We start from the raw sequence: 21,889 nt of genomic DNA, 5'->3' as shown, positions 1-21,889 counted from the left end.
CAGAGACTCCGAACGTTTCGTCCGGAGGGCGTGGACGCTAGCCCAAAACTCCCACCCAGCGCAAACCGCCTAAATCCGACAGGCGTTCACAAACGCTCACCCGTTTCATCCGCCGAACGGGACTCCGCAGGACACAACGACACGCCCACCGTTCATCCTTCGATCAACACACCTGAGGACGGAAGCGCCCGCGGCCCCACCACACCCCCCAGCACTCCCACCACCGACCGGAAAGCAACTCCGAGCAAGCGGGTCCAGTACGCGCCCACTCCCCCACCGCCCCGCCCGTCCGGCACCACACACTTTCTCAGCACCCCACTGCATAAACCCCGTACCAATTACGGGCCCGGAATCAAAGCGGTCGTGTTCAATTCCCGACCACGGCCCAACCGCACACACACGCCCCGCAATTCACCTGTCCGGGCGCCCGACCGGGAAAGTACGCCCGACCCTGGCCGGACGGCCGCAACGAAAGCTCAAAAACGGCTCTTGAACTGGCCGTTTCCCTGACTTCCCACTCTCCGAGGAGTACGCAATCGGCGAAATCCCAACGGCAAAGGCAGCCAGGCCAAGTGAGATAGCGTCACGCCCACTCCGGGGACGAATCGAAAAATCCCCGATGTCCGAGAGGAAAACCAGGTGAAGACCCTTGCCAAAGCGGTAGCAGGCGCGATCCTGACCGCCGGCGCCGTCGCGGTACCCCTGTCCACCCAGGCGGCGGCCGCTCCCCTCACGGCCTCCGTGGCCGCCGCCCCGATGGCGCACGGCATGCCCTCGCACCGGCTCCAGCACGACTCCGTCGGCTACTTCGGCGACCTGGGCCGGCGCTGCCACGACCGCGACTACGACTGGCGCGACCGCGGCCACTGCCGGGACAACGACGACTGGCGCGACCGCGGTCACTGCCGGGACAACGACTGGGACCGCTACCGGTACACCCGCCGGGAGCACTGCCGCAACGCCGACTGGGACGACTACCGCTACAACGGCCACCGCCACAACTGCGGCCACTGGCACCGCTGACCACCCCGTGCCGCCCGCCGCACCCACCGGCGGGCGGCACCGCCCTACCCGGCGTCGGACGCCTCAGTCACGCTCGCGGAGGAGCACCCGACGGGCCGCGTCCCTGTGGGTAAGGTCGGTTCATGATCGGTGACTGGCGGACGGACCGGATCGGCGCGGCTCTGCGAGGTGAGAATCCGACCGTGATGCGGCGGCTGGACTCCGGCTTCGCGGTGATCGGTGATGTGCAGTTCCTGCCCGGCTATTCGGTGTTGCTCGTGGACGAGCCCGGTGTTCAACGGCTGTCCGAGCTGCCGAGACCCAAGCGGCTGGCCTTCCTGTCCGACATGGACCGGCTCGGAGAGGCGGTCGAGGGGGCCTGCCGGCGGCTGGACCCGGATTTCCGGCGGGTCAACCTGGAGATCCTGGGCAACACGGACCCGTTCCTGCATGCCCATGTGTGGCCACGCTTCGCATGGGAGCCTCCGAACTGGTGCACAAGCCGGTTTGGTTGTACTCGCCGGAACGGTGGCGTGACGAGCGGTTCAGGCTCGGGCCGCGGCATGATGTGCTGCGGGATGCCATCGGTGGGGAGTTGGACCGGTTGGGCTGAGGGCTGTCAGGGGGTTGGGCGGCGTAGCAGGTCCGTCACCTGGGAGTGGACGATGGTCCAGGCGTCGGTGGGCAGTTGGGCGAAAGTCGTGGCGCGCAGGGTGGTCAGGGTCTGCTCGGGGCCGGTGGTGTATGTGGTGTCGGCGCTGAGGACCTCGTAGCCGTCGCGGACTGCGATGCGCAGGCGGTCGCCGGTGTGCACCGCCGAGGTGACGACGAGCGGCGGCGGGCCGCCCGCCACGGCGTCCAGTTTCCGGTACGCGCAGGCGATCGGCTCGCTCCAGCGCAGGCCCAGCAGGACGGGGCGCTTGGCCACCACCTCGGCCAGGTCGGTCTCGCGGACGCCGTCGGGTTCCAGCACGGTCGCCCGGGCGTCGAGGACGAGCGCCGGGGGCAGCAGACAGCGCAGCGCGCTGCCGACGAGGTTGCCGCCGACCGTCGCCGTCCGCCGCACGGCGCCGGTGCCCACCGTGCCGGCCGCCAGGCGCAGCACGTCCGGGACCCGGTCGTCCATCCGGTGCAGGACCACGGCACCGCCGACCGCCCCTCGATCCACGACGTTGGCCTCCGGTACGTCCCGCAGGGACATGGCCAGTTCCGGGAAACCGTCCCGCTGCCAGGTGGCCCACACGAGGGTCGCGCCGCCGACCGGCACCGCCCCCTCGGCCAGACACTCCCGCGCTTCGGACACCGACGTGGGCAGACGCAACAGCACGGCCACCGACCTGCCTTCCTTCAGGGACCGGGTACGGCGGCGGGCGTACGACTCCGGGCCGCCCGGCCGCCGGTAAGGCAGTCTTCTCGTACGACCGGGGGCGCGTACAGGGCTCACACGAGCACCGCCCGCTCCTCGGCGACGCCGCAACGGCGTCACGACCGGATCAGGGCGCGCACAAGCAGCTGCGCGGCGGCGTCCTCGTCCAGCCCGACCAGGTTCACCACGCTGCGGAACGGCAGCGGCTCCAGCGTGCCGAGCTCGCCGACGACCACCGGCAGGACCAGGTCGCGTGCGGTCGCCTCGGCGTCACGGGACTGGTCCGACGTCCAGGCCTCCCACCGCGCGCGCCCCGCCGTGGAGCCGACGTAGGCGGAGGACAGCAGCACGAGGGTGCGGCGGTACGCGTCCTCGGCCCTTCCCGTCGTCTCGCACGCTCCCGCCCCGACCACCGCCTCGCCGGCTTCCGCCTCGCCGACCGCCGCGTCGCCGGTTTCCTCCTCGCCCGGCTGCCGCAGCCGCACCTGGAATCCCTCCGCGACCAGCAGGAGAACCGCCCACTGCGCCCACGACTCGTCCTCCGGCGCGTGCTCGACGCACACCACCGGACGCGGCACATGCGGCCGTCTCCGCATGAACGCGTCCCGGTACCGCAGCCGGACGTCCTCCTCCATCGGCGGCAGCGCCGTGACCTCCCCCTCGGTGATCAGCGAGGTGAGGCGCTCGAACGCGCTCAGCAGGGAGGCGGGCATCCCGGGCTGGTCTCCGAAGGTCGCGAGTGTCTCCTCGTAGGCGTAGTACGGCCGGTAGGGGATCTCCGCAGAGGCCCAGTAGGCGTTCGCCCGGGAGGTCGGGATGTCCGGCAGGCCGTCGAACCTCATCCGCGCCAGTGCGCGTCCCGCGTCCGCCCGGTCCTTCTCGCCCTCGTCGATGCGCATGGGGACGGGCAGGATACGGATGCCGCGTTCGCCGTAGCGCCCGCTGATCTCGCGGGCGACGGCCGCGGCACCGTCGATGCTCTGGTCGCTGAGGGTGAAGCAGTCCACGAGCACGTCGGGCAGGTGGGCTGTGCAGATGTCGGCGGTGTCGCTCAGGCCGGTGCGGCTGTCGAGGAGGACGTAGTCGTAGTGCCGTCTCATGTCGGCGCGCATGGCGTCCAGGAACTGCCCGCCGCCGAGCCGCTCGTAGAAGTTGTCCCAGTCGAAGGTGGTGACCTGGGCGGAGTAGGTGCTGGTGCGCCGTCCGGCCGAGACGAGGTCGAGGCAGCCGCCGTCCGGGAAGTCCCACTCCACGGAGACGGCGTGGGGCCGGATCCGGGCGTAGGGCAGGTGCCAGGGGCCCGTGTGGCGCCGCCCGTCGGTGACCGCCCAGACGTAGTCGCCGATCATGTCGATGACACCGGTGGTGGCGTCGAGCACCCCCGGGTCCAGGAATGGGTGGAAGAACCGGTGCAGGCCGGGCGCCTCGAGGTCCCAGTCCATCGCCAGGACCCGCTTGCCGTTGGCGGCGAGGATCCAGCAGACGTTGGCCAGGGCCATCGTGCGTCCCGTGCCGCCCTTGTACGAGTAGAACGTGACGATCCGTCCGTCACGGCCTTCGGTCATCGCCAGCTCCCCACCACGCCTTGCCGCCACTCGCGTCGCCGCACCGCACGAGAGCCGGCGGGCCCCCAAGGGCGTCCAGGGTAGCCGCCGGGGCGGGTGATTGCCCCGTTCCAGGGGCAGTTGATCCCCTGTGGGGACTATCCTCGCGACGGATCACGGACCTTGGGGGCGCCTCGTGAAGATATTCCTGAGCTGGTCCGGGCCCGCGTCCCAGAAGTGCGCCGAGTTGCTCGCCTCGTGGCTGCCCTACTTCAGCGACGAGATCGAGCCGTTCGTGTCCTCGGAGAGCATCAGGAAGGGCGCCCGCGGCCTGACCGAACTCAAGGAGCAGCTCGACCAGAGCTCGTTCGGGATCGCCTGCATCACGCGGGCGAACATCGACGCGCCGTGGATCACCTTCGAGTCCGGGGCGCTGTCGAAGGAGGTGGACGAACACCGCGGCCTGGTCGTGCCGTTCCTGCTGGAGGGGACGCACAAGGACCTGGAGCTGGCGAACAGTCCGCTGCGTCAGTTCTGGTCGACGCAGGCCGACGACCCGGCGGACGTGCTGAAGATGGTCAAGGCCATCAGCGCGGTGCTGCGCGAGTCCGCCAACCGCCCGCCCGACGACACCCGGGTGAAGAACCTGTTCGACATGGTGTGGCCCCAACTGCGCGACGGGCTGGCCGCGATCGACCTCACGGCGGACCGGGCCGAGCAGGGTCCGCCGCGGCGGTCGCCGGAGGAGATCCTGGAGGAGCTGACCCTGCTGGTGCACGAGCAGATCAGCCGGATCACCGATCTGGAGCGGGCCGTGACCTCGCTGCGCGGCGACCACTCCGAACAGCCGAGAAAGCGCCCCCGCTTCACCAATGTGTACGACGACTCGATGCGCCTGGGCGCGATCCCCGGCGAGGGGACCGCGAACGACCCGGGGTGAGCTCCGCACGCCTCACGGGTTCAAGGAGCTGACGATCACGGCCCGTGCGGAGGATTATGACCCCATCGACATGCCGGCGCCGGCCGCGTCCACGCGGAAGCGGTGACGGCGGGGGCCGTGGGGAGGACTGCGCGTGAGCCAGGACACGGACGGGACGGACGCGCGCGGGCGGCCGTACTTCTTCCTGAGCTACGCCCACACACCGTCCTACGACGCGGCCATGGACCCCGATCTGTGGGTCCACCGGCTGTTCCAGGACCTCAGCGACCACGTCATGGCGATGACGGACCACCCGGCCGGACTGCCGGTCGGCTTCATGGCCCGTCAGATGCGCCTGGGCGAGCACTGGAGCGAGCGCCTCGCGGAAGCTCTGGCCAGCTGCCGTGTGTTCGTCCCCCTTTACTCGCCGCGCTACTTCCGCAGCGACATGTGCGGCAAGGAGTGGTACGCATTCTCCCGGCGCGCCTCGCGGGCGTCACTGCTGCAGCAGGGCGCCGCCGCCCCGGCCATCGTGCCGGCCCTCTGGGTGCCCGTGCGCCACGAGGACCTTCCGCACGCCGCGCGGGACGTGTACGCCGACCACCGGGCCTTCGGCGACGACTACGCCGCCGAGGGTCTGTACGGCCTGATGAAGCTGAGATATCTGCGCAACGAGTACGAGCGGGCCGTCTACCAGCTGGCCAAGGCCATCGTCACCGCGGCGGAGCGGCGCCCCTCCCCCGCCGGCCGGCCGCTCGACCTGGAGGAGGTTCCCAGCGCGTTCGAACCGAGGACCGGCTCGCGCCGGCTGCGCATCGTCGTCGCCGCCCTGAGCACCCGGCACGAACTGCCGCCCGGCCGTTCGCCCGACTGCTACGGGCCGTCGATCGTGGACTGGAACCCGTACCGGGCCGGCGACTGGGGCGGCGACCACCGGCCGCTCGCCGAGGTGGCCGCCGAGGAGGTACGGCGGCTCGACTACCTGCCGACGATCGAACCGCTGCACGAGGCCGCCGGCGAGCCCCTGACCGGCGAACAGCCGGACGGCCCCGCGGTGGTGCTGCTCGACCGCTGGGCGCTGGCCGACGCGGAGCAGCGGGAGCTGCTGGCCCGGATGGACCAGGCCGCGCGGCCCTGGGTCAGTGTGGTCGTGCCGAGGAACCGCTCCGACCCGGACGACCCGGCCTCGGGCACGGAGCTCCAGCAGACGCTGGAGAAGACCCTCGCCCGCACCCTGCAGCGCGGCCGGAGCGTGTCCCGCGTGGCCACCAGCGGGGTGCCCTCACCGGACGCGTTCGCGGACGTGCTGCCGACGCTGATCCAGTGGGCGGCGGCGCAGTTCGTACGGTACGCGCCCGTACATCCGCCGGAGGGCCCCGCCGTGCACCGGCCGAGGCTGCGCGGCCCCGTGCCGGGCATTACGGGGCCAGTGGAGGAGGCGGCCGATGACCGCCGGCCGTGAGGGGCAGATCATCACCTTCTACTCCCAGAAGGGCGGCACCGGGCGGACCATGGCGGTGGCGAACATCGCCTGGATCCTGGCCTCCAACGGATACCGCGTACTGGCCTCCGACTGGGACTTCGAGGCGCCCGGACTGCACCGCTACTTCCACCCCTTTCTCGGCGCGGCGACCTCCGGCGCCACCACCGGCGTGCTGAACCTGTTCGCCGACTACGTCGCGGACTGGCGCACCAGCACCGACTCACCGGCCGACCTCAGGCAGCGGCACGCCCGCGTGCGCCGGCACGCCGTCTCGGTCGAGTGGACCTTCCCCGGCGGCGGCACCCTCGACTACATGCCCGCCGGGCGGCAGGACAAGGAGTACGCGACCCATCTGATGGACTTCAGCTGGCGGGAGTTCACCACCGACCTGCTGGACGGGGCCCGCTTCCTGGACGCGCTGCGCCATGACATGAAGAACCGCTACGACTACACGCTCATCGACAGCCGCTGCGGGGTGAGCCATCTGGTCGGTCTGTGCACCATCGACCTGCCGGACGTGCTGGTCAACTGCTTCACGCTGAGTTCGCAGAGCATCGAGGGCGCCGCCGCGGTGGCCCGCTCCATCGCGCAGGACGTCCAGCCCCGCACCCTGCGCATGCTGCCGGTGGCGATGCGGGTCGCCGCCGGCCAGGACGACCGCCTGGCCGCCGCGCGGGAACTCGTCCGCGCCTCCTTCCCGGACCTGCCGGACGGCTACTGGGCGGGCATGGAGGTGCCGCACCAGCCCGCGTACGCCTACGAGGAGACCCTGGCCACGTTCGGCGACCGGCCGGAGCTGCCCGGCAGCCTGCTGGCCGCGTTCGAGCGGCTCGCGGACCGGATCACCGAAGGACGCGTACGGCATTTCCCGTCCCTGGACGAGGACCTGCGCCGGCGCCATCTCGCCTCGTACGCCCGGCCGATGTCCCCCGCCGCGATCCCGCTGCGGCTGTGGTACGCGCCCCAGGACCGGATGTGGGCCGAGTGGATCACCTCGCTGCTCACGCGCTGCGGCTTCGAGGTGCTGGCGCCCGGCGCGGGGGCGGAGCCGGCCGCGGCGGGCCGGGCACCGCGTACGGTGGCCCTGCTGTCCTCGTCCTTCCTGCGCTCACCGCAGTCGCGCACGTTGTGGGAGAGCGTCGGTGAAACCGCGCCCGGCGCGCCGCGCGCGCTGATCGTCCTGCGGGTCGAACCGGTCAATCCCACCGCGCGGTTCGGCGAGCACGACCCGGTCGACCTGACCGAGCTGGACGAGCCGCGGACCGCCGCGGCCGTCCTGCGTGCCGTGGGACTGACCGGCGAGGCGACCGGGCGGGCGCTGGAGGCGGCCCGGCCCCGGTTTCCGGGACGGACGCCGGCCGTCTGGGACGCCCCGCCGCGCAACCCGTTCTTCGTGGGCCGCGACCGGCTGCTCGACCAGCTGCACGCCACCCTCGACGTCAGCCGCCACCGCGCCGCTGTCCTGCCCGCCGACGGGCTCGACGCCGCGGGCCGCACCCAGCTCGCGGTGGAGTACGCCCATCGGTTCCAGGCCGCCTACGACCTGGTGTGGTGGGTCCGCGCCGAGAGCCGGGAGTCGGTGCTGCTGTCACTGGCGCGGCTGGCGCGGCGGCTCGGGCTGCGTGCCGCCGGCGGCGTACCGGACGCGGCCCGCCGCGCGCTGGAGGCCCTCGAACCGCCGGACGGCGGCGAGGGGTTCGGCCGCTGGCTGCTGGTCTACGAAAACGCGGGGCGCCCCGGTGAGCTGGCCGGGCTGCTGCCCTCCGGCAGGCGCGGGCACCTGCTGGTGTCGTCCCGGGACCGGGCCTGGCGCGGGGTGATGGACGCGGTGGAGGTCGGCTCCTTCCCGCGTGAGCAGAGCATCGAGCTGCTGCGCAGACGGGTGCCGGCCCTGGCCGTCGACGACGCCGACCGGATCGCGGCGGTGACCCGCGACAACCCTCTCGCCGTCGCCCAGGCCGCGTCGTGGCTCGCGCAGAATCCCTCGCCGGACCAGTTTCTGCGGCAGCAACCGCACGAGCGGACCGGCAGCTTGACGGACCGGTGGGACCCGGTGGCCGCCTGCACCGCCACGGCCCTGGCCACGCTGGGCGAACGCGCCCCGGCCGCGCTGCGGTTGCTGGCGGTGTGCAGCCATCTCGCGCCGGTGCCCGTGCCGTTGGAACTGGTGCACTCCGACACCGCCCTGCACATCCTGCGCCCCTTCGACGGCACGCTGCACGAGCCGATGCTGCTGGGCCCCGTGGTCCAGGAGCTGAGCCGGCTGGGTCTCGCGGAGGTCGACCAGGTGGGGCAGACGCTGCGGATCCACCGCGTGGTGCGGCAACTGGTCCTGGCCCTGCTTCCCGCCGCCGTGACGGACCCGGCCCGCCATGAGGCGCACCGGCTGCTGAGCGCGGCGGCGCCGCGCCGCGACGGTTCCGGAGGCGACGGCCACGCCTTCGAGGCGCTGTGGCCGCATCTCGATCACGCCGGGGCCGACGGGTGCGAGGACGCCGGGACGCGGGCCGTGCTCATCGAGCGGCTGCGCCGCACCGCGCGGTGCGGAATGCCGGAACAGGCCCTCGAACTGGGGCGCCGCCTCGACGAACGCTGGTGCCGGACGGACGGCGGATCCCCCTCCCACCAGGTCTTCCTGCTCCGCGGTCACCAGGCGGCGGCGCTGCGGGCACTGGGCCGCCATGCCGAGGCCCGTGAGCTCGACGCGGACACCCTGCGGCAGCAGCGCGAACTCCTGCCTCCCGGGCATGCGCACACCCTGATGACCGCCGCCGGCCTGGCGGAGGACCTGCGGGCGCTGGGCCGGTTCGACGAGGCCCTGCGACTGGCCCGGGAGGTGTCGGCCGGGCTGCGGGAGGCGTTCGGCGAGGAGCACCCGCGGACGCTGGCCGCGGCGCAGGCGCTCGCCCACTGCCTGCGCCTGACGGGCGACTACGCGGCCGCCGGGGAACGCAGCCTCGCGGCCTGGCAGCGGCGGCGCGACGTGCTCGGGCCGGGGCATCGCTCGACCCTGGCGTCGGCGCTCGGCCACGCCCGTGACCTGCGCGAAGCGGGAGACTACGCCGGCTCGGTCCCGGTGCTGCGCTCCGCCCTCGACGAACTGCGCGGCAAGGACGCGTCCGGCGCGCTGCGCGCGGCCGTCAGCCTGTCGGTCTCCCTGCGCCGGCTGGACCAGCGGGACGACGCCGGCGCGCTCGCCTCGGCCGCCGAGGAGGACTACCGCGGCGCGGCCCCCGAGGACGCCCCCGGCCTGCTGGCCGGTGCGGTCAATCTGGCCATGCTCAGGGCCGCCGACGGCGGACCCCAGGACGCGCACACCGCCCTGACCGCGCTGCGGGAGCGCTTCGGGCGTGCGCGCGGCGCGGACCACCCCGACACGGCCGTCTGCGACCACGACATCGCGGTCTGCCTGCGCATGGCGCAGGAGCGGGAGGCCGCGCTGGAGACGTCCCTTCGCGCGGTACGGGCGCTCGGCAAGCACCTGGGCGAGGCGCACCCGTACACACTGTGCGGCAGCGTCACCCTGGCCAACGCGCTCAGCGACCTGGAGCGCTTCGAGGAGGCCGAGCGGACGGCCCGTGCCTGCGCCTCCGCCCTGCGCACCCGCCTGGGCGCGGCCCACCCCGACACCGCGATCGCCGAGCTCGGCCTGGCCGTCACGCTGCGCGCACTGGGACGTACGGCGGAGGCCACGCGGCTGCGGGAGAGCGCGGCGGCGGCGCTCGGCCGGCGCCTGGGCGGCGGCCACGCCTGGGCGACGGCGGCCCGGAACTGGCAGCGCGTGGACCGGGACCTCGAACCCCTGCTGCCTGCGTGACCCGGCCCCGGGCAGGCTCTACGCGTCCGGCTTCCTGCAGCGCAGGAAGAGGTGTTCCTCGGGCGGGACGTCCGCCCCGGCCGGGACACATGTCCAGGAGGACTCGCCGACGACGTCGAAGTGCGCCGCCTCGACCACCGCCCGCAGCTCCTCGCGCCGGTATCCGGACACCCGGATGCGCCCGCCCAGGAACGGGATCGGGAAGTCGTCCAGATCGGCCTCCACCATGGACAGCGCGAACAGGCCGCCGGGGGCGAGGAGATGACGGATCGTCCGCAGCGCCAGGGGGATCTCCGCGCGGGGCAGCATGAGCAGCGAGAAGAAGGCCGCCACCCCCTGGAAGCGGCCCAGGTCGCGGGGGCCTCCGGGGCGCAGGTCGGCGATGTCGGCGCGGTGGAACTCCGCCGTGGGTACGTGCTCGCGGGCCAGCGTGACCATCACGTCCGACAGGTCGACACCGACGACCTCCAGTCCCGCCTGGGACAGGAGGCGGGCGGTGGGCACTCCGGTGCCGCATCCCAGGTCCAGGACGCGTGATCCCGCGGGCAGTGATGCGACGAGCCACTCGGTGGCCGCGATCTGCCCCTCCTTGTCCGGGAAGGCGTCGTCGTAACGGCCGCCGATCCTGTCGAACGCCTCGGCCTGGCCCGTGCGGTCGACGCGGAGGTGCCGGTAGCCGTGCTCGTGGTCGTGCTCCTGGTCGTGCTCCTGGCCCAGATCGCCGCTGGGGCTGCTCATACGAGGACTCCTGTCCGGTTGATCACGTCGAGGGGCGGCGAGGCGCTGCCGGTCAGCCCAGTGAGGCGGTCGCGGCGCGCAGGTCCTCCAGCGCCGAGAGCACGTAGGGCGCCAGCCCGTCCGCTTCGTCACGCTCGCCGTCGCACCACTGGGCGTAGCCCCGTTTGAAGGCGAGGACTCCCAGCTCGCCCGCGAGGTGCGCGGTCGGGTCGGGGACGCCGCGGGCGACGAGCGCGGCCGTCATGGCGGCCGCGAGACCGACGCTCTTGAGGGCGTCGCGCTCCTGGAGTTCGGTGCTGGCCGCCACGGCCGCCTTCAGGCGTGGGCCGAGTTCGCGGTTCGCGGGGCCCATCGCGCTCGACGCGCGTTCGAGACCGGCCGCCACCGCCTCCAGGGGCTTGGCGTCCGCCGGCGCCTCGGTGATGCCGTCGGCGAGCAGCCTGCTGAGCGTTTCCTGTCCGGCGACCAGGAGCTCGCGCTTGTCGGAGAAGTACCGGAAGAAGGTGCTCTTGGTGACGCCCGCGCGCTCGGCGATCTGCGCCACCGTGGTCGCGTCGTAGCCCTGCTCGGTGAACAGGTCGACGGCCGCGACGACGAGTCGTTGGGGCGCCCCTGGTTGCCATCTAGCCATGGCACCAGCATAGGTGATGGGACTGTTGTCCCATCACCGTGTATGGTCAGTGATGGGACAACAGTCCCATCACTTTGAGGGAGAGCTCATGCACGTCTTCATCACCGGCGGTACCGGCACCATCGGCTCCGCCGTCGTCGCCGAACTGCTCGGCAACGGCCACACCGTTCTCGCACTGGCCCGCTCGGACGCCTCCGCGCGGACCCTCGAGGGCGCCGGCGCCAAGGTGCTGCGAGGAGATCTGGCGGACCTCGACGTCCTGCGCTCCGGGGCGGCGCAGTGCGACGGCGTGATCAGCCTGGCGTTCGGACGCGACTACGGCGGCGCGGAGGCGCTCGCGCGGAGCGTGGCCGAGGAGAGCGCCGCTCTGGCCGCGCTGGGCGAGGAACTCGTGGGCAGCGACCGCCCGATCGTCACGGTCTCCGGAACGCCCTGGGTGCCGGGCCGCGCCGCCACCGAGGCCGATCCGCTGCCGACGGACGGACCGGTCGGCGGCCGGGGCCGTTCGGTCATGGCGCTGCTGGACCTGGCCTCGCGAGGTGTGCGCAGCGCGGCCGTGCGCATGCCGCGCACGGTCCACAACGAGGGCAGGGGCGGATTCGCCGGCCTGCTGACCGAGACCGCGCGCCGGACCGGCGTGGCCGGCTACCCGGGCGACGGCTCCCAGCGCTGGCCCGCCGTCCACGCGCTCGACGCGGCGGTCCTGTTCCGTCTGGTCCTGGAGTCGGCGCCGGCCGGTTCGTCCTGGCACGCGGTCGCCGACGAGGGGGACGCGGTGCGGGACATCGCCGCCGTCATCGGCCGGCGGCTGGGTCTGCCGGTCGAGCGGGTGCCGCAGGAGAACTTCGGCCCGTTCGGCCCGATCTTCGCCGCGGACCAGCCGGCCTCCAGCGTCCGCACCCGCGACGCCCTCGGCTGGCGGCCGGTCCACGCCGGGCTCCTCGAGGACCTGGAGAACGTCCAGCCCTGAGGCGCACCGCCCGGGGGAAGCGGTGCTCCTACGACCCCGGGAAGCAGTGCTCCTCCTACGATCCGGCGCCCATCCCCCGCTGCCGTCGGCGACCCGGCGCTCAGATCGAGGGCGGCTCCGGGCGGGCCTGCCTGCGGCAGTGGACCGGGACCGCCGCTCTGTACGAGTGCAACTCCGACTCAGACGCGCGGGGCCACGTACAGGCTCTGGATGCCGCGGCCGAGCGGGCCCTTCTCGTCGTGCAGGGCGGACTCGGCCAGGCCGATGCCCGCGCCGTCGACCATCGTCCGCGCGTCGAGGCAGACCCACTCGCCCTCGGGATGGCGGTGCAGGCTGACGGTGAGGTCGGTGTTGATGAAGACGTAGCGGTGGAAGTCGAGTTGGGCGCTGACGCCGTTGCCCGAGTCGGCGGCCGTGAGCACCCGGCTCAGTGGCGCGATCTCCTCACCCGCGACCAGGGGGACCCGCATGCGCATCCACGCCGCGGCCGGACCCGGTTCGAGGAACGAACCGGCGGCGAAGCGGACTTCCATGGCCGTGTGGTAACCCTGCTCCCAGGGGACGGGGAAGAACTCCCTCACGGGCGCCTCCGACGGCCCCGGCACCCGCAGCCCGGGCGAGACCTGCGGCACCGAGTCCGGCACGGTCTTCATCAGCAGCGCCGTCGCCCTCATCACCTCACGCCCGTCGTCGGGCGTGAGCACGGCTTCCACGAGTTCCACGGTGCGCCCGGACCGCAGCACGCGCGTGGCCACGGTCAGCGGCCGGATCGGGACCGGGCGGACGATCTCGTACGTGAGCCGGGCGATCCGCGCGTCCGGGCGCGCGCCCCGGCGCTGCTCGACGGCCAGGGCGAGCAGCGCGGCGGGCGGACCGGCGTGCTGGGAGCCGGCGTCCCAGGGGCCCCGGGTGTACTCGGTGGGCAGGAACCGGTCATCGGCCTCCCGCTCGTAGAAGGCCTCCGCTTGCGACGTCATGGTTCTGCCGTCCCTCTCTCCGCCCGGGATGCCGTCGATCCCAGCCCGCGGCCAACACGACTAAGCGCTTGCTCATTCTGCACCGCATCCGCTCCGCCGTCGAGGCTCCCGTGAATCGAGGTGCATCGCCGCCGGCCGGTCCCGTCACTCCCAGCGCGACCGGAGCCCCCGCAGCAGGAGTGTCGAGGCGGCCGGTGCGGCCTTGACGAAGCCGAAGAAGGGGCCGAAGTCCTGGGTGGCGGCGAAGCCGGTCAGGTGGAGCCCGGGCACCGTCGTCCCGAAGCTCTCGTCGAGCACGGGGAAGCCGTTGCGGGTGGCGATCCGGTCCCGGAGTCCGGCCAGGTAGGGCACCCGTGAGAGGTCGGGTGCGTAACCGGTGGCGAACACGATCCTGTCGGCTTCCAGTGTTTCGCCGTTCGACAGGGCGATGTCCAGGCGGCCTTCAGGGCCCGCGTCCCCTGCCACACGCACCACCTCGCAGCGCGGCCAGACGTGCACGGACGAGGAGTCCAGGCGCGCCGGCAGCCACGGTTCCAGCGTGGCCCGTCCGGCCTGCCGGCAGCGGGCGACGACCGCGGCCCGCTCCGTGGCGGTGAGCCGGCGCCACCAGCCCTCCACCCGCAGTGTGCTCTCCACGTAGTCGTCGAAGAAGTCCCAGCTCACCGCAGCGAAGCGGGGCACGGGATGGCGGTGCACGATGTCGACGCGTTCCGCGCCGTGCTCGCAGATCAGCGCCGCCCACTCGTACGCGCTCTGCCGGCCTCCCACGATCAGTACGCGCCGTCCGGAGAGGGCGTCGAAGGAGACCAGGTCACTGCTGTGGGCCACGCGGCCGGGCGGCACCCCGGACGCCCAGTCCGGGAGCGAGGCGAAGTAGCCGACGCCGGGGGCGGCGAGCACCACGTCGCTGCGCACCCGTCCGCCGCCGGAGAGCAGGGCCTCGAATCCGCCGTCACGCCGGGCGATGCCGGTGACGAGCTCCTCCCTGACCTCGATCGCTTTGGCGGCGCGGAACCAGTCGGCGTAGTCCAGGAAGAGGCCGAGGGGGATCGGCTCGGATCCGCCCGGGGTCAGGTGCCGGTCCTGCAGGTAGGCCCGCAGGGTGTGTTCGCCGGTGGCGTCGAGGTGCCAGCCGGGGCCCGAGCGCAGGAGCATGCCGTCCGGCATGCGCTCGCGCCAGAAGCCCATCGGGCGGCCGACCGTCACCGTGTCGACGCCCTGTTCCCGGGCGAGCGCGGCCGCGGACAGGCCGAACGGGCCGGCGCCGACGACGAGCATGTTCGTTGAGGTGGTGTCGTTCACGATGCGGCTCCTGTCCCAGGATCGGCCGGGGGCGGACAGCGCGGCAACCCGGCGCCGGGCGCCCGGGCCCGGCGTAGGGTTGGGTCATGGCCGCGTACGAGCACCTGACCATGGAGGCCCGGGGAGAGCACACCTGGGTCACCCTTGATCGCCCCGCACGCAGGAACGCCCTGAGCTGGGGCATGCTCCAAGACCTGCACAAGGCCCTTACCGAGGTGGCGGGTTCCCCGGCGACGGGCATCGTGCTGGCGGCCAACGGCCCGGTCTTCAGCACCGGGCACGACTTCGCCGACGTCCTCGCCGCCGACGCCGACGAAGTGCGCAAGCTGCTGGAGCTGTGCACCGAGGTGATGCAGTTGGTGCACGCCGTGCCGCAGGTCGTGATCGCCCGGGTGCACGCCCTGGCCGTGGCCGCGGGCTGCCAACTCGTCGCGTCCTGCGACCTGGCGGTGGCGGCGGAGTCCGCGGGGTTCGCGCTCCCCGGCGGCAAGGGCGGCTGGTTCTGCCACACGCCGGCCGTCGCGGTGGCCCGCTCGGTCGGGCGCAAGAGGCTCATGGAGATGGCCCTGACCGGCGACGTGATCGACGCCCGTACGGCCGCAGACTGGGGACTGGTCAACCGGGCGGTGCCCGACCCGGAGCTCGACGCTGCCGTGGAGGACCTGCTCGCCCGCGCCACCCGGGGCAGCCGGGCGAGCAAGGCACTCGGCAAACAGGCGCTCTACGCCCAGCTGGACCGCCCGGAGGGCGACGCCTACGAGATCGCCTGCGAGGTCATGGCCGACTCGTCCCAGTCCCCGGCGGCCCGCGAGGGCATCGCCTCCTTCCTGGAGAAGCGCAAGCCGGAATGGCCCGAGTAGGGCCCTTCTACTCGGGCAGCCAGGCGTAGCAGCCCGTCGAGACCAGCGCGCGGGTCCCGGCCGGGACCTTCGCGGTCACCCTCTTCGCGCCGCCGGGGCCGGGACCGGACGCGAGCACCTTGCCGCCCGCGCCCATCGCCTGCCAGGTGCAGGTCCCGGCGCTGGTCAGGGACCGGTAGGTGCCCGGTGCCGGGTTCTTGCGGGTGCCGTCGGCGAAGCCCTTCGCGGCCGCGTTCAGCAGGGGCTCGAGGCTCGGGCACAGCTGGGTGACCGCGGCGTCGGCTGACGGTATCTCGCCGGTGATGAGCGCGCCGGTCGCGGCGTCCTTGTCGTGGGCGGCGGTGCGCTGCAGACGCTGGCAGATCTCCTGGCCCGCCTGGAGCACGGCGGCCGGGTCCATGTTCTGCGGCACCCTGCCGTGCAGGTACTTCTTCTCCTTGGCGGTGAACGAACCGGTCGCCGGGGTGAGTTTCGCGTCGGGCAGGACCGGTCCCTTGACGGGCGGATCCGAGGCCTTGGGGCCCGCCGACGGGCCGTCGGCGGCGGGGCTCGCCTGGTCATCGGGAACGGCGGCGGCCTGGGAGTCGGAGATGCCGTGGGTGGGCTTGGCGTCGGACCGGGTGCCGCCGTTCGAGCCGCACCCGGCGAGGGCGAGGAGCGCGGCGAGGGCGAGCGTGCCGCCGACGGCGCCGCGCCGCCGAAGTGACCGGGCGGGCCGGTGAGTACGTGTGCGCATGAAGGCTCCTGCGGCCCGAACGGGCCTGGTCAGGTCGGGCCCACCGGTAAGGCGTGGGCCCGGACGGGCGGTGTGCGGGGCGCCGGTGCGTGGTCCGGCGCCCCGCACACGGGGACGCGTTGAGGGTCAGGGTCTTTCGTTCGGATCAGGCCGGATCAGGGAGCGGTGCCAGGGCCCGCGAGCCCGGCATGATCCAAACGAGAGGCCCTAGGGCGCCCCGAAGGTCAGCACCAGCTGCGGGGTGTTCTCCGCGGCGGGCGCCTCACGGGACCACAGCCACAGCGCGTCCGTCCCGGTGCTGGTGAGCGCCAGGTCGTAGCTGCCGCCGAGGGCCGGGGAGAGCGCCGAGGTGTCCAGCGTGGCCGAGTAGAGCGTGGACACGTCGGTGGCGCCGCTCAGGGTACCGAGCACCGTCTGGGACACCGTGGGCCGGGAGGTGTAGGCGGTGCCCGCCTCCGTCCAGCTGCCGGTGACCGGCCGCACGGAGATGTCGTCCGTGCTGCCCGCGCTGCTGAGCGTGGTGGTCTTCACCGCCAGCCGTGCGTTCTTGAGCACCGTCCCGGCCGGGGCCGCGGGCAGGTCGAAGCGCAGATACGTCTCGTACGCCGAGCTGCCCCGCACCGCCAGTGAGGTGGAGGTGCCGTAATTGGTGCCGCTCGCACCGGCGTTGACGTAGGTGTCGGCCGACGCCCGGACGGTCTGCACGCTGTCGGCCGGGGCCGAGGCCAGGGCGTAGTGGCTCTGCGCCTGGGCCGCGCTCAGCGCCGACGGGTAGATGGCGGTCTCGTCGATCTGCCCGGCGAAGTAGCTGCTGGAGGGCTGGCTGGGCCAGCCGTTGAGGTTGTCGCCGCCGACGTGCCAGTAGCCGCTGTAGGCCTGGTTGTTCGTCTCGGCGAGCGTGCCGGCCTGGGTGCCGTCCACGTACAGCGCCATCCCGGAGGGGCCCTGGGTGGCGACGACGTGGTGCCAGGCGCCGTCGTTGTAGGCGGCGGGCGAGGTGATGGTGCGGGCGGTGCCCGTCCACACGCCGAAGACCAGGCGGCCGTCGTTGCGCATGTAGACGTGCTTGTCGTAGTTGCTGCTGGCCCGCGTGGTGTTGTTGCCGAACCCGACGAGCTTGCCGCCCCGGTCGGTGGTGGTCTTGAACCAGGTCTCGATCGAGTACGCGCTCGGCACGGTGGTGCGCTGGTCGCCGTAGACGAGCTGGTCGCTGCCGTTGAAGCCGATGGCGGTGGACGGGCCGGTCACGGCGGCCGGGGTCTGGCGCAGCGCGGGCCCGCCCACATGGATGCCGCTCTGGTCGCCGGGCGAGGTGTCGCCGACGAAGGGGGTGGTGGACTCGTCGTAGCGCCAGTAGAGGCTCGCGCCGTCGTCGAGGACCTTCGCCGCGTACTTCTGGGCGGAGGCCGGCACCGTCACCGTGGCCGTCGAGGAGAGCGCGGAGGTGTTGCCGGCGCCGTCGGTGGCCGTCACGCGGTAGGCGTAGGTGGAGCCGGCGGTGACGTTCTTGTCGGTGAACGACAGCTGCGGGCGCGACCATTCGACGGAGTCGCCGTCCACCGTGTACACGGGCGTGGAGCCGCCGTTGCGGTAGACCTTGTACGTCAGCCTGGTGTCGTCGGTGTCGAGGCTCGCGCGCCAGCGGATGTGGGCCTCGGTGGGCCTGACGGACTCGGCGCCGACCGAGGGGACCGTCGGCGCGCCGGTGTCCGGGGAGGCCGCGAAGCGGGTCAGGCCCTGCGCGGGAGAGCCGTTGACGGTGGTGAACTCGCCGCCGACCCACATGTAGTTGTTGCCGGAGGTCTGGGAGACGACCATGGCACGCGGGCCGATGCCCTCGCCCAGTCCGTCGTTGGTGTCCGGGAACCAGCCCAGTTTGCTGGTGCCGGTGGTCGGCTCCGCCAGCAGGTGGTGGCGGCGCCCGTCGGGGAACTCGCCGACGCTGGAGCAGTCGTGGGCGTGCGAGGCGCTGTAGAGGACGCCCTCGTAGGACTTGACCGCCTGGGTGGCGCCGAGGCAGGTGTCGCGCCAGCGCTGGTTCAGCGTGGACAGGTCCAGGGCGATACGGCCGTCGAACACGCCGCCGCCGGTGCCCTCGTTGCCGGTGTAGAAGCCGGTGGCGTCGGTGTCGATCGACTTGACCACCGAGTTGGTCTCGATGAACCCCGGGTAGGTACGCACGTTGGCGCCCGTGGTGGCGTCGACGACGGCCAGGGCGTGCGAGTCGGCGCCGTTGACGGTGAAGAAGTCACCGCCCAGGATCACGTTCTTGCCGTCCGGGGTGACCGCGACGGCCCGGCCGGGCTCGTCGGTGTCGGCCTGGAACGCCTTGACGGCGCCGCTGGTGGCGTCGACGGCCGCGTACCGCGCGTGCGCGCTGCCGCCCACGGTGGAGAAGTCGCCGCCCAGGTAGACGGTGTCGTCGGTGACGGCGAGCGCCCGCACGGTGGCGGAGACGCCCGGGTGGAAGCCTGCCTTGGGCGTGCAGGTGGCGATGTCGATGGCGGCGAGGCTGCTGACCGGCGTGCCGTTGACCGCGCCGAAGTAACCGCCCGCGTACAGCGTCTTCTTGTCCGGCGAGACGGCCAGCGCGCGGACGGTGGCGGTGCCGCTGCCGACGGTGAACGACAGTGCGCAGGATGTGGGTTCACCGGTCGCCGCGTCGAGCGCGACGAAGTTCACCGCGTTCTGGGCGGTGCCGCTCTTCCCCTCCGGCGGCCGCACCTGCGAGAAGGTGCCGCCCGCGAAGACGGTGCCGTGCGCCTCCGCCAGGGCCCACACGATGCCGTTGGTCTGCCAGGTCGGCAGGTCGTCGGCGGTGAAGGCGACGGGCGGGGTCAGCGCGGCGGCCGGCTGCGCCGGGACCACCAGGCCCAGCCCCGCGGCGGTGGACAGGACGAGGGCGGCGCTCAGCCGCCTGGATCTTCTCATGTACCCCCCGGCTCCGGGGCCCGCTGCCGGGCCCCTGCCTCGACGAGCCCGCCGGTCTTCCCCGGAGCGGCGGGCCGCGTGTACGTGTTTCGTTGTCCCGCGCACCATACGAGTACATGACATGCAATGCAGCGCACTTGGCTCATCCGGGTGGCGTTTTCGCCGCACAACGGACCGTCGGCGCACTAGAGTTCGCAGCGGAAGCCACCGGCGTCCGCGGAGGACACCCATGACGGATCAGGCAGCACGCCTGGCGCACGAGCACCGCAGGCCGTCGCGCCGCCGGCGGCGCACCGTGTTCGGCGCCCTGGCCGGACTGCTGCTCCTGGGGCTGATCGCGGGCACCGGGCTGGCGCTCGACAGCGTGGACTCGGCGCGCCCCGCCGGGCACACGAGCGACGCGGCGCTCCCCTTCGACCTGCCGGCCCGAGGCGTGCTGCGCGCCGGCCCGCACCTGGTCTTCGCGCACTACTTCCCGCCATACCCGCTCTCCCTGGACAACCGGCCCGCCGCGCGCGACTACTACAGCCGCAACTACCTGACGCCACAGGGCGAACGGGGCAAGCACGCCGCCTACGGCGGGCTGCTGCGCGACCGGCCGCTGCCCGTATCCCCCTCCGCCGGGGACTGGCGACTGGCCAATCTGGAGCGGGAGGTGAGGACCGCCCGCGACGCCGGGCTGGACGGCTTCACCGTGGACATCCTGTCCCTGAACGGACCCAACCGGCAGCGCGTCGACATGCTGCTGCGCGCCGCGCACCGGGTCGACCCGGGCTTCCGGATCGTACTGATGCCGGACATGACCTCCCTCCACACCGATCCGCGCACCCTGGCCGACCAGTTGGCCGAGATGGCCGCCTCGCCGTCCGCCCACCGGCTGCCCGACGGGCGTCTGGTCGTCTCGCCGTTCAAGGCCGAGCAGTACGACCCCGCCTGGTGGAGCCAGGTCGTGGCACGACTGCGCGAGCACGGCATCCGCACCGCGCTCGTCCCGGTCTTCCTCGACTTCCGCGCCAACGCCGAGCGGTTCGCGCCCGTCAGCTACGCCTTCTCCTCCTGGGGCAACCGCAGCTACACCCGCCAGACGGGCGTCCCCGGCGACATCCGGCTCGCCCACTCGCTGGGCAGGAAGTGGATGCAGGCCGTGTCCGTGCAGGACGCCCGCCCCAACCAGGGCGTCTACGACGAGGCCGGAAACACCGCGACGCTGCGCTCGACCTGGAACCACGCGATCTCGGACGGCGCGGACTGGGTGCAGCTCACCACCTGGAACGACTACTCGGAGGGCACCCAATTCGCGCCCTCGCTGCACAACGGCCATGCCTACCTGGACATTTCCTCGTACTACCTCACCCGCTTCAAGACCGGGGCGTGGCCGCGCATCGTCCGCGACACCGTGTACGTCACCTCGCGCGTCCAGTTCACCGCGGCCGGGGCCGGCGCGCTCCAGTCCCGGCTGATGCGCCCGCGCCCGGGCACCGCTCCCCCGCGCGACCAGGTGGAGCTGCTCACGTTCCTGACCGGCCCCGCCACGGTCTCCGCGCGCGTGGGCGCCGGCGACCACACCTATCGTGCTCCGGTCGGCGTGCACGCCGAGGACCTGCCGCTCGGCCCCGGCCGCACCCGGGCCGTCGTCCGCCGCGCGGGGGCCGCCGTCGCCTCCGTCACGACCCGTTTCCCGGTGCGGAGCGAGGTCGCCGTGCAGGATCTGCAGTACTACGCGGTCTCCAGCCGTCGCTGATCCGGTGAAAGTGATGGTCAACGGGCCTCAGGACGGGGGAAGATGGTGACCATGACGGAAGAAGGCTCCTCCATCGACCCCAGCAGGCCCAGCATCGCCCGCGTGTACGACTACCTGCTCGGCGGCAAGGACAACTACGCCGTCGACCGGGAGATCGGCGAGGTCTTCAAACGCGACCTCCCGGGTTCGGTGGCCATCGCCTTCGCCAACCGCGCGGCCCTGACCCGGGCGATCGGGGAGATCGCCACGACCACCGGCGTACGGCAGTTCATCGACCTCGGCAGCGGCCTGCCGACCGCGGACAACGTCCACCAGGTCGCGCAGCGGCACGCCCCGGAGTCCCGCGTGGTGTACGTCGACATCGATCCCCAGGTGCTGATCCACGGCCGCGCGCTGCTGGAGGAGAACGACCGGACTCGGGTCCTGGCCGCCGACGTGCGCGACCCCGAAGCGATCCGCACCCACCCGGACACCGTCGAACTGATCGACTTCGACCAGCCCGTCGCCGTCATCTTCAGCGCCATCCTCCACCACGTGAACGACGAGGAGGACCCGGCCGGCATCGTCCGCTACTGGCGCGACCACGTGCCCTCCGGGAGCTACTTCTTCGTCAGCCACTTCCGCTCCGGCAACAACCCGGAGACGGCGGAGGCGGAGAAGGTGCTCCAGGAGACCTTCGGCCGCGGCCGGTGGCGTACGGACGAGGAGATCGCGTCCCTGCTGGACGGCCTGGAGATCCTCGAGCCCGGCGTCGTCCCGGCGTCCCTGTGGCGTCCCGACGAGGTCGACGGCCCGTGGAAGAACGGCGGCGAGCGGGAGTTGACCGTCTGGGAGCGGCTCATCGCGGCCGGGCTGGCCCGGAAGCCCTGAGT

General features: G+C 72.7%; 15 protein-coding genes and 2 pseudogenes. 9 read left to right on the top strand and 8 right to left on the bottom strand.

Going from position 1 to position 21,889, the window contains the following annotated elements:
* The first annotated feature begins 639 nt into the window (after window positions 1–639).
* Entirely contained in the window at window positions 640–1,023 is a 384-nt protein-coding gene (locus tag IE249_RS23940) for a subtilase-type protease inhibitor (protein WP_189707752.1), read from the top strand.
* Between the two features lie 122 nt (window positions 1,024–1,145).
* Window positions 1,146–1,615, top strand: a pseudogene (locus IE249_RS38315) (HIT family protein).
* Between the two features lie 6 nt (window positions 1,616–1,621).
* On the opposite strand, the gene IE249_RS23935 reads toward IE249_RS38315, so the two are convergent.
* Window positions 1,622–2,329, bottom strand: coding sequence for an FAD binding domain-containing protein (locus tag IE249_RS23935; RefSeq protein ID WP_189707934.1), 708 nt, complete (start codon window positions 2,327–2,329; stop codon window positions 1,622–1,624).
* Between the two features lie 161 nt (window positions 2,330–2,490).
* Window positions 2,491–3,933, bottom strand: a pseudogene (locus IE249_RS23930) (KGGVGR-motif variant AAA ATPase); the annotation flags it as partial.
* A gap of 175 nt (window positions 3,934–4,108) precedes the next feature.
* Between IE249_RS23930 and IE249_RS23925 the strand changes: the two are divergent.
* The 3 genes from IE249_RS23925 to fxsT all read left to right on the top strand — a co-directional run bounded on the left by IE249_RS23925 (window position 4,109) and on the right by fxsT (window position 10,131).
* Window positions 4,109–4,852, top strand: coding sequence for a TIR domain-containing protein (locus IE249_RS23925; protein WP_189707748.1), 744 nt, complete (start codon window positions 4,109–4,111; stop codon window positions 4,850–4,852).
* Between the two features lie 133 nt (window positions 4,853–4,985).
* Window positions 4,986–6,293 carry a TIR-like protein FxsC gene (locus IE249_RS23920; protein WP_229859142.1) on the top strand — a complete coding sequence of 436 codons (1,308 nt, stop codon included), beginning with the start codon at window positions 4,986–4,988 and terminating at the stop codon, window positions 6,291–6,293.
* A complete protein-coding gene (gene fxsT, locus IE249_RS23915; RefSeq protein WP_189707746.1) occupies window positions 6,277–10,131 on the top strand; it encodes an FxSxx-COOH system tetratricopeptide repeat protein in 3,855 nt (1,284 codons plus the stop codon). The genes IE249_RS23920 and fxsT overlap by 17 nt, the downstream gene beginning before the upstream one ends.
* A gap of 18 nt (window positions 10,132–10,149) precedes the next feature.
* Here fxsT and IE249_RS23910 read toward each other — a convergent pair whose 3' ends face one another.
* Together IE249_RS23910 and IE249_RS23905 are read right to left on the bottom strand one after the other, a co-directional pair.
* Window positions 10,150–10,869 (bottom strand): class I SAM-dependent DNA methyltransferase, encoded by a 720-nt coding sequence (locus IE249_RS23910; RefSeq protein ID WP_189707744.1) that lies wholly within the window; start codon window positions 10,867–10,869, stop codon window positions 10,150–10,152.
* A gap of 52 nt (window positions 10,870–10,921) precedes the next feature.
* A complete protein-coding gene (locus IE249_RS23905; protein ID WP_189707742.1) occupies window positions 10,922–11,500 on the bottom strand; it encodes a TetR/AcrR family transcriptional regulator in 579 nt (192 codons plus the stop codon).
* An 88-nt stretch (window positions 11,501–11,588) separates the two neighbouring features.
* On the opposite strand from IE249_RS23905, the gene IE249_RS23900 reads away from it, so the two are divergent.
* Window positions 11,589–12,470 (top strand): SDR family oxidoreductase, encoded by an 882-nt coding sequence (locus tag IE249_RS23900; protein WP_189707740.1) that lies wholly within the window; start codon window positions 11,589–11,591, stop codon window positions 12,468–12,470.
* A gap of 179 nt (window positions 12,471–12,649) precedes the next feature.
* Here IE249_RS23900 and IE249_RS23895 read toward each other — a convergent pair whose 3' ends face one another.
* Together IE249_RS23895 and IE249_RS23890 are read right to left on the bottom strand one after the other, a co-directional pair.
* Window positions 12,650–13,447, bottom strand: coding sequence for a thioesterase family protein (locus IE249_RS23895; protein ID WP_189707738.1), 798 nt, complete (start codon window positions 13,445–13,447; stop codon window positions 12,650–12,652).
* A 144-nt stretch (window positions 13,448–13,591) separates the two neighbouring features.
* Window positions 13,592–14,749, bottom strand: coding sequence for an FAD-dependent oxidoreductase (locus IE249_RS23890; RefSeq protein ID WP_229859140.1), 1,158 nt, complete (start codon window positions 14,747–14,749; stop codon window positions 13,592–13,594).
* Between the two features lie 86 nt (window positions 14,750–14,835).
* Between IE249_RS23890 and IE249_RS23885 the strand changes: the two genes are divergently transcribed.
* A complete protein-coding gene (locus IE249_RS23885) occupies window positions 14,836–15,609 on the top strand; it encodes an enoyl-CoA hydratase-related protein (protein WP_189707736.1) in 774 nt (257 codons plus the stop codon).
* Window positions 15,610–15,616: 7 nt separating this feature from the next.
* Here IE249_RS23885 and IE249_RS23880 read toward each other — a convergent pair whose 3' ends face one another.
* Both IE249_RS23880 and IE249_RS23875 read right to left on the bottom strand, forming a co-directional pair.
* Complete coding sequence (locus IE249_RS23880) at window positions 15,617–16,345, bottom strand: hypothetical protein (RefSeq protein WP_229859138.1); 729 nt, start codon at window positions 16,343–16,345, stop codon at window positions 15,617–15,619.
* Window positions 16,346–16,552: 207 nt separating this feature from the next.
* Window positions 16,553–19,276, bottom strand: coding sequence for a LamG-like jellyroll fold domain-containing protein (locus IE249_RS23875; protein WP_189707734.1), 2,724 nt, complete (start codon window positions 19,274–19,276; stop codon window positions 16,553–16,555).
* A gap of 229 nt (window positions 19,277–19,505) precedes the next feature.
* On the opposite strand from IE249_RS23875, the gene IE249_RS23870 reads away from it, so the two are divergent.
* Entirely contained in the window at window positions 19,506–21,017 is a 1,512-nt protein-coding gene (locus IE249_RS23870; protein WP_189707732.1) for a glycoside hydrolase family 71 protein, read from the top strand.
* Between the two features lie 51 nt (window positions 21,018–21,068).
* Window positions 21,069–21,887 (top strand): SAM-dependent methyltransferase, encoded by an 819-nt coding sequence (locus tag IE249_RS23865; protein WP_189707730.1) that lies wholly within the window; start codon window positions 21,069–21,071, stop codon window positions 21,885–21,887.
* Window positions 21,888–21,889: the final 2 nt, after the last annotated feature.

It is taken from the genome of Streptomyces anandii JCM 4720, from assembly GCF_014650655.1.
GTDB lineage: Bacteria > Actinomycetota > Actinomycetes > Streptomycetales > Streptomycetaceae > Streptomyces > Streptomyces anandii.
This window is presented reverse-complemented; position numbering and strand designations above follow the sequence as displayed.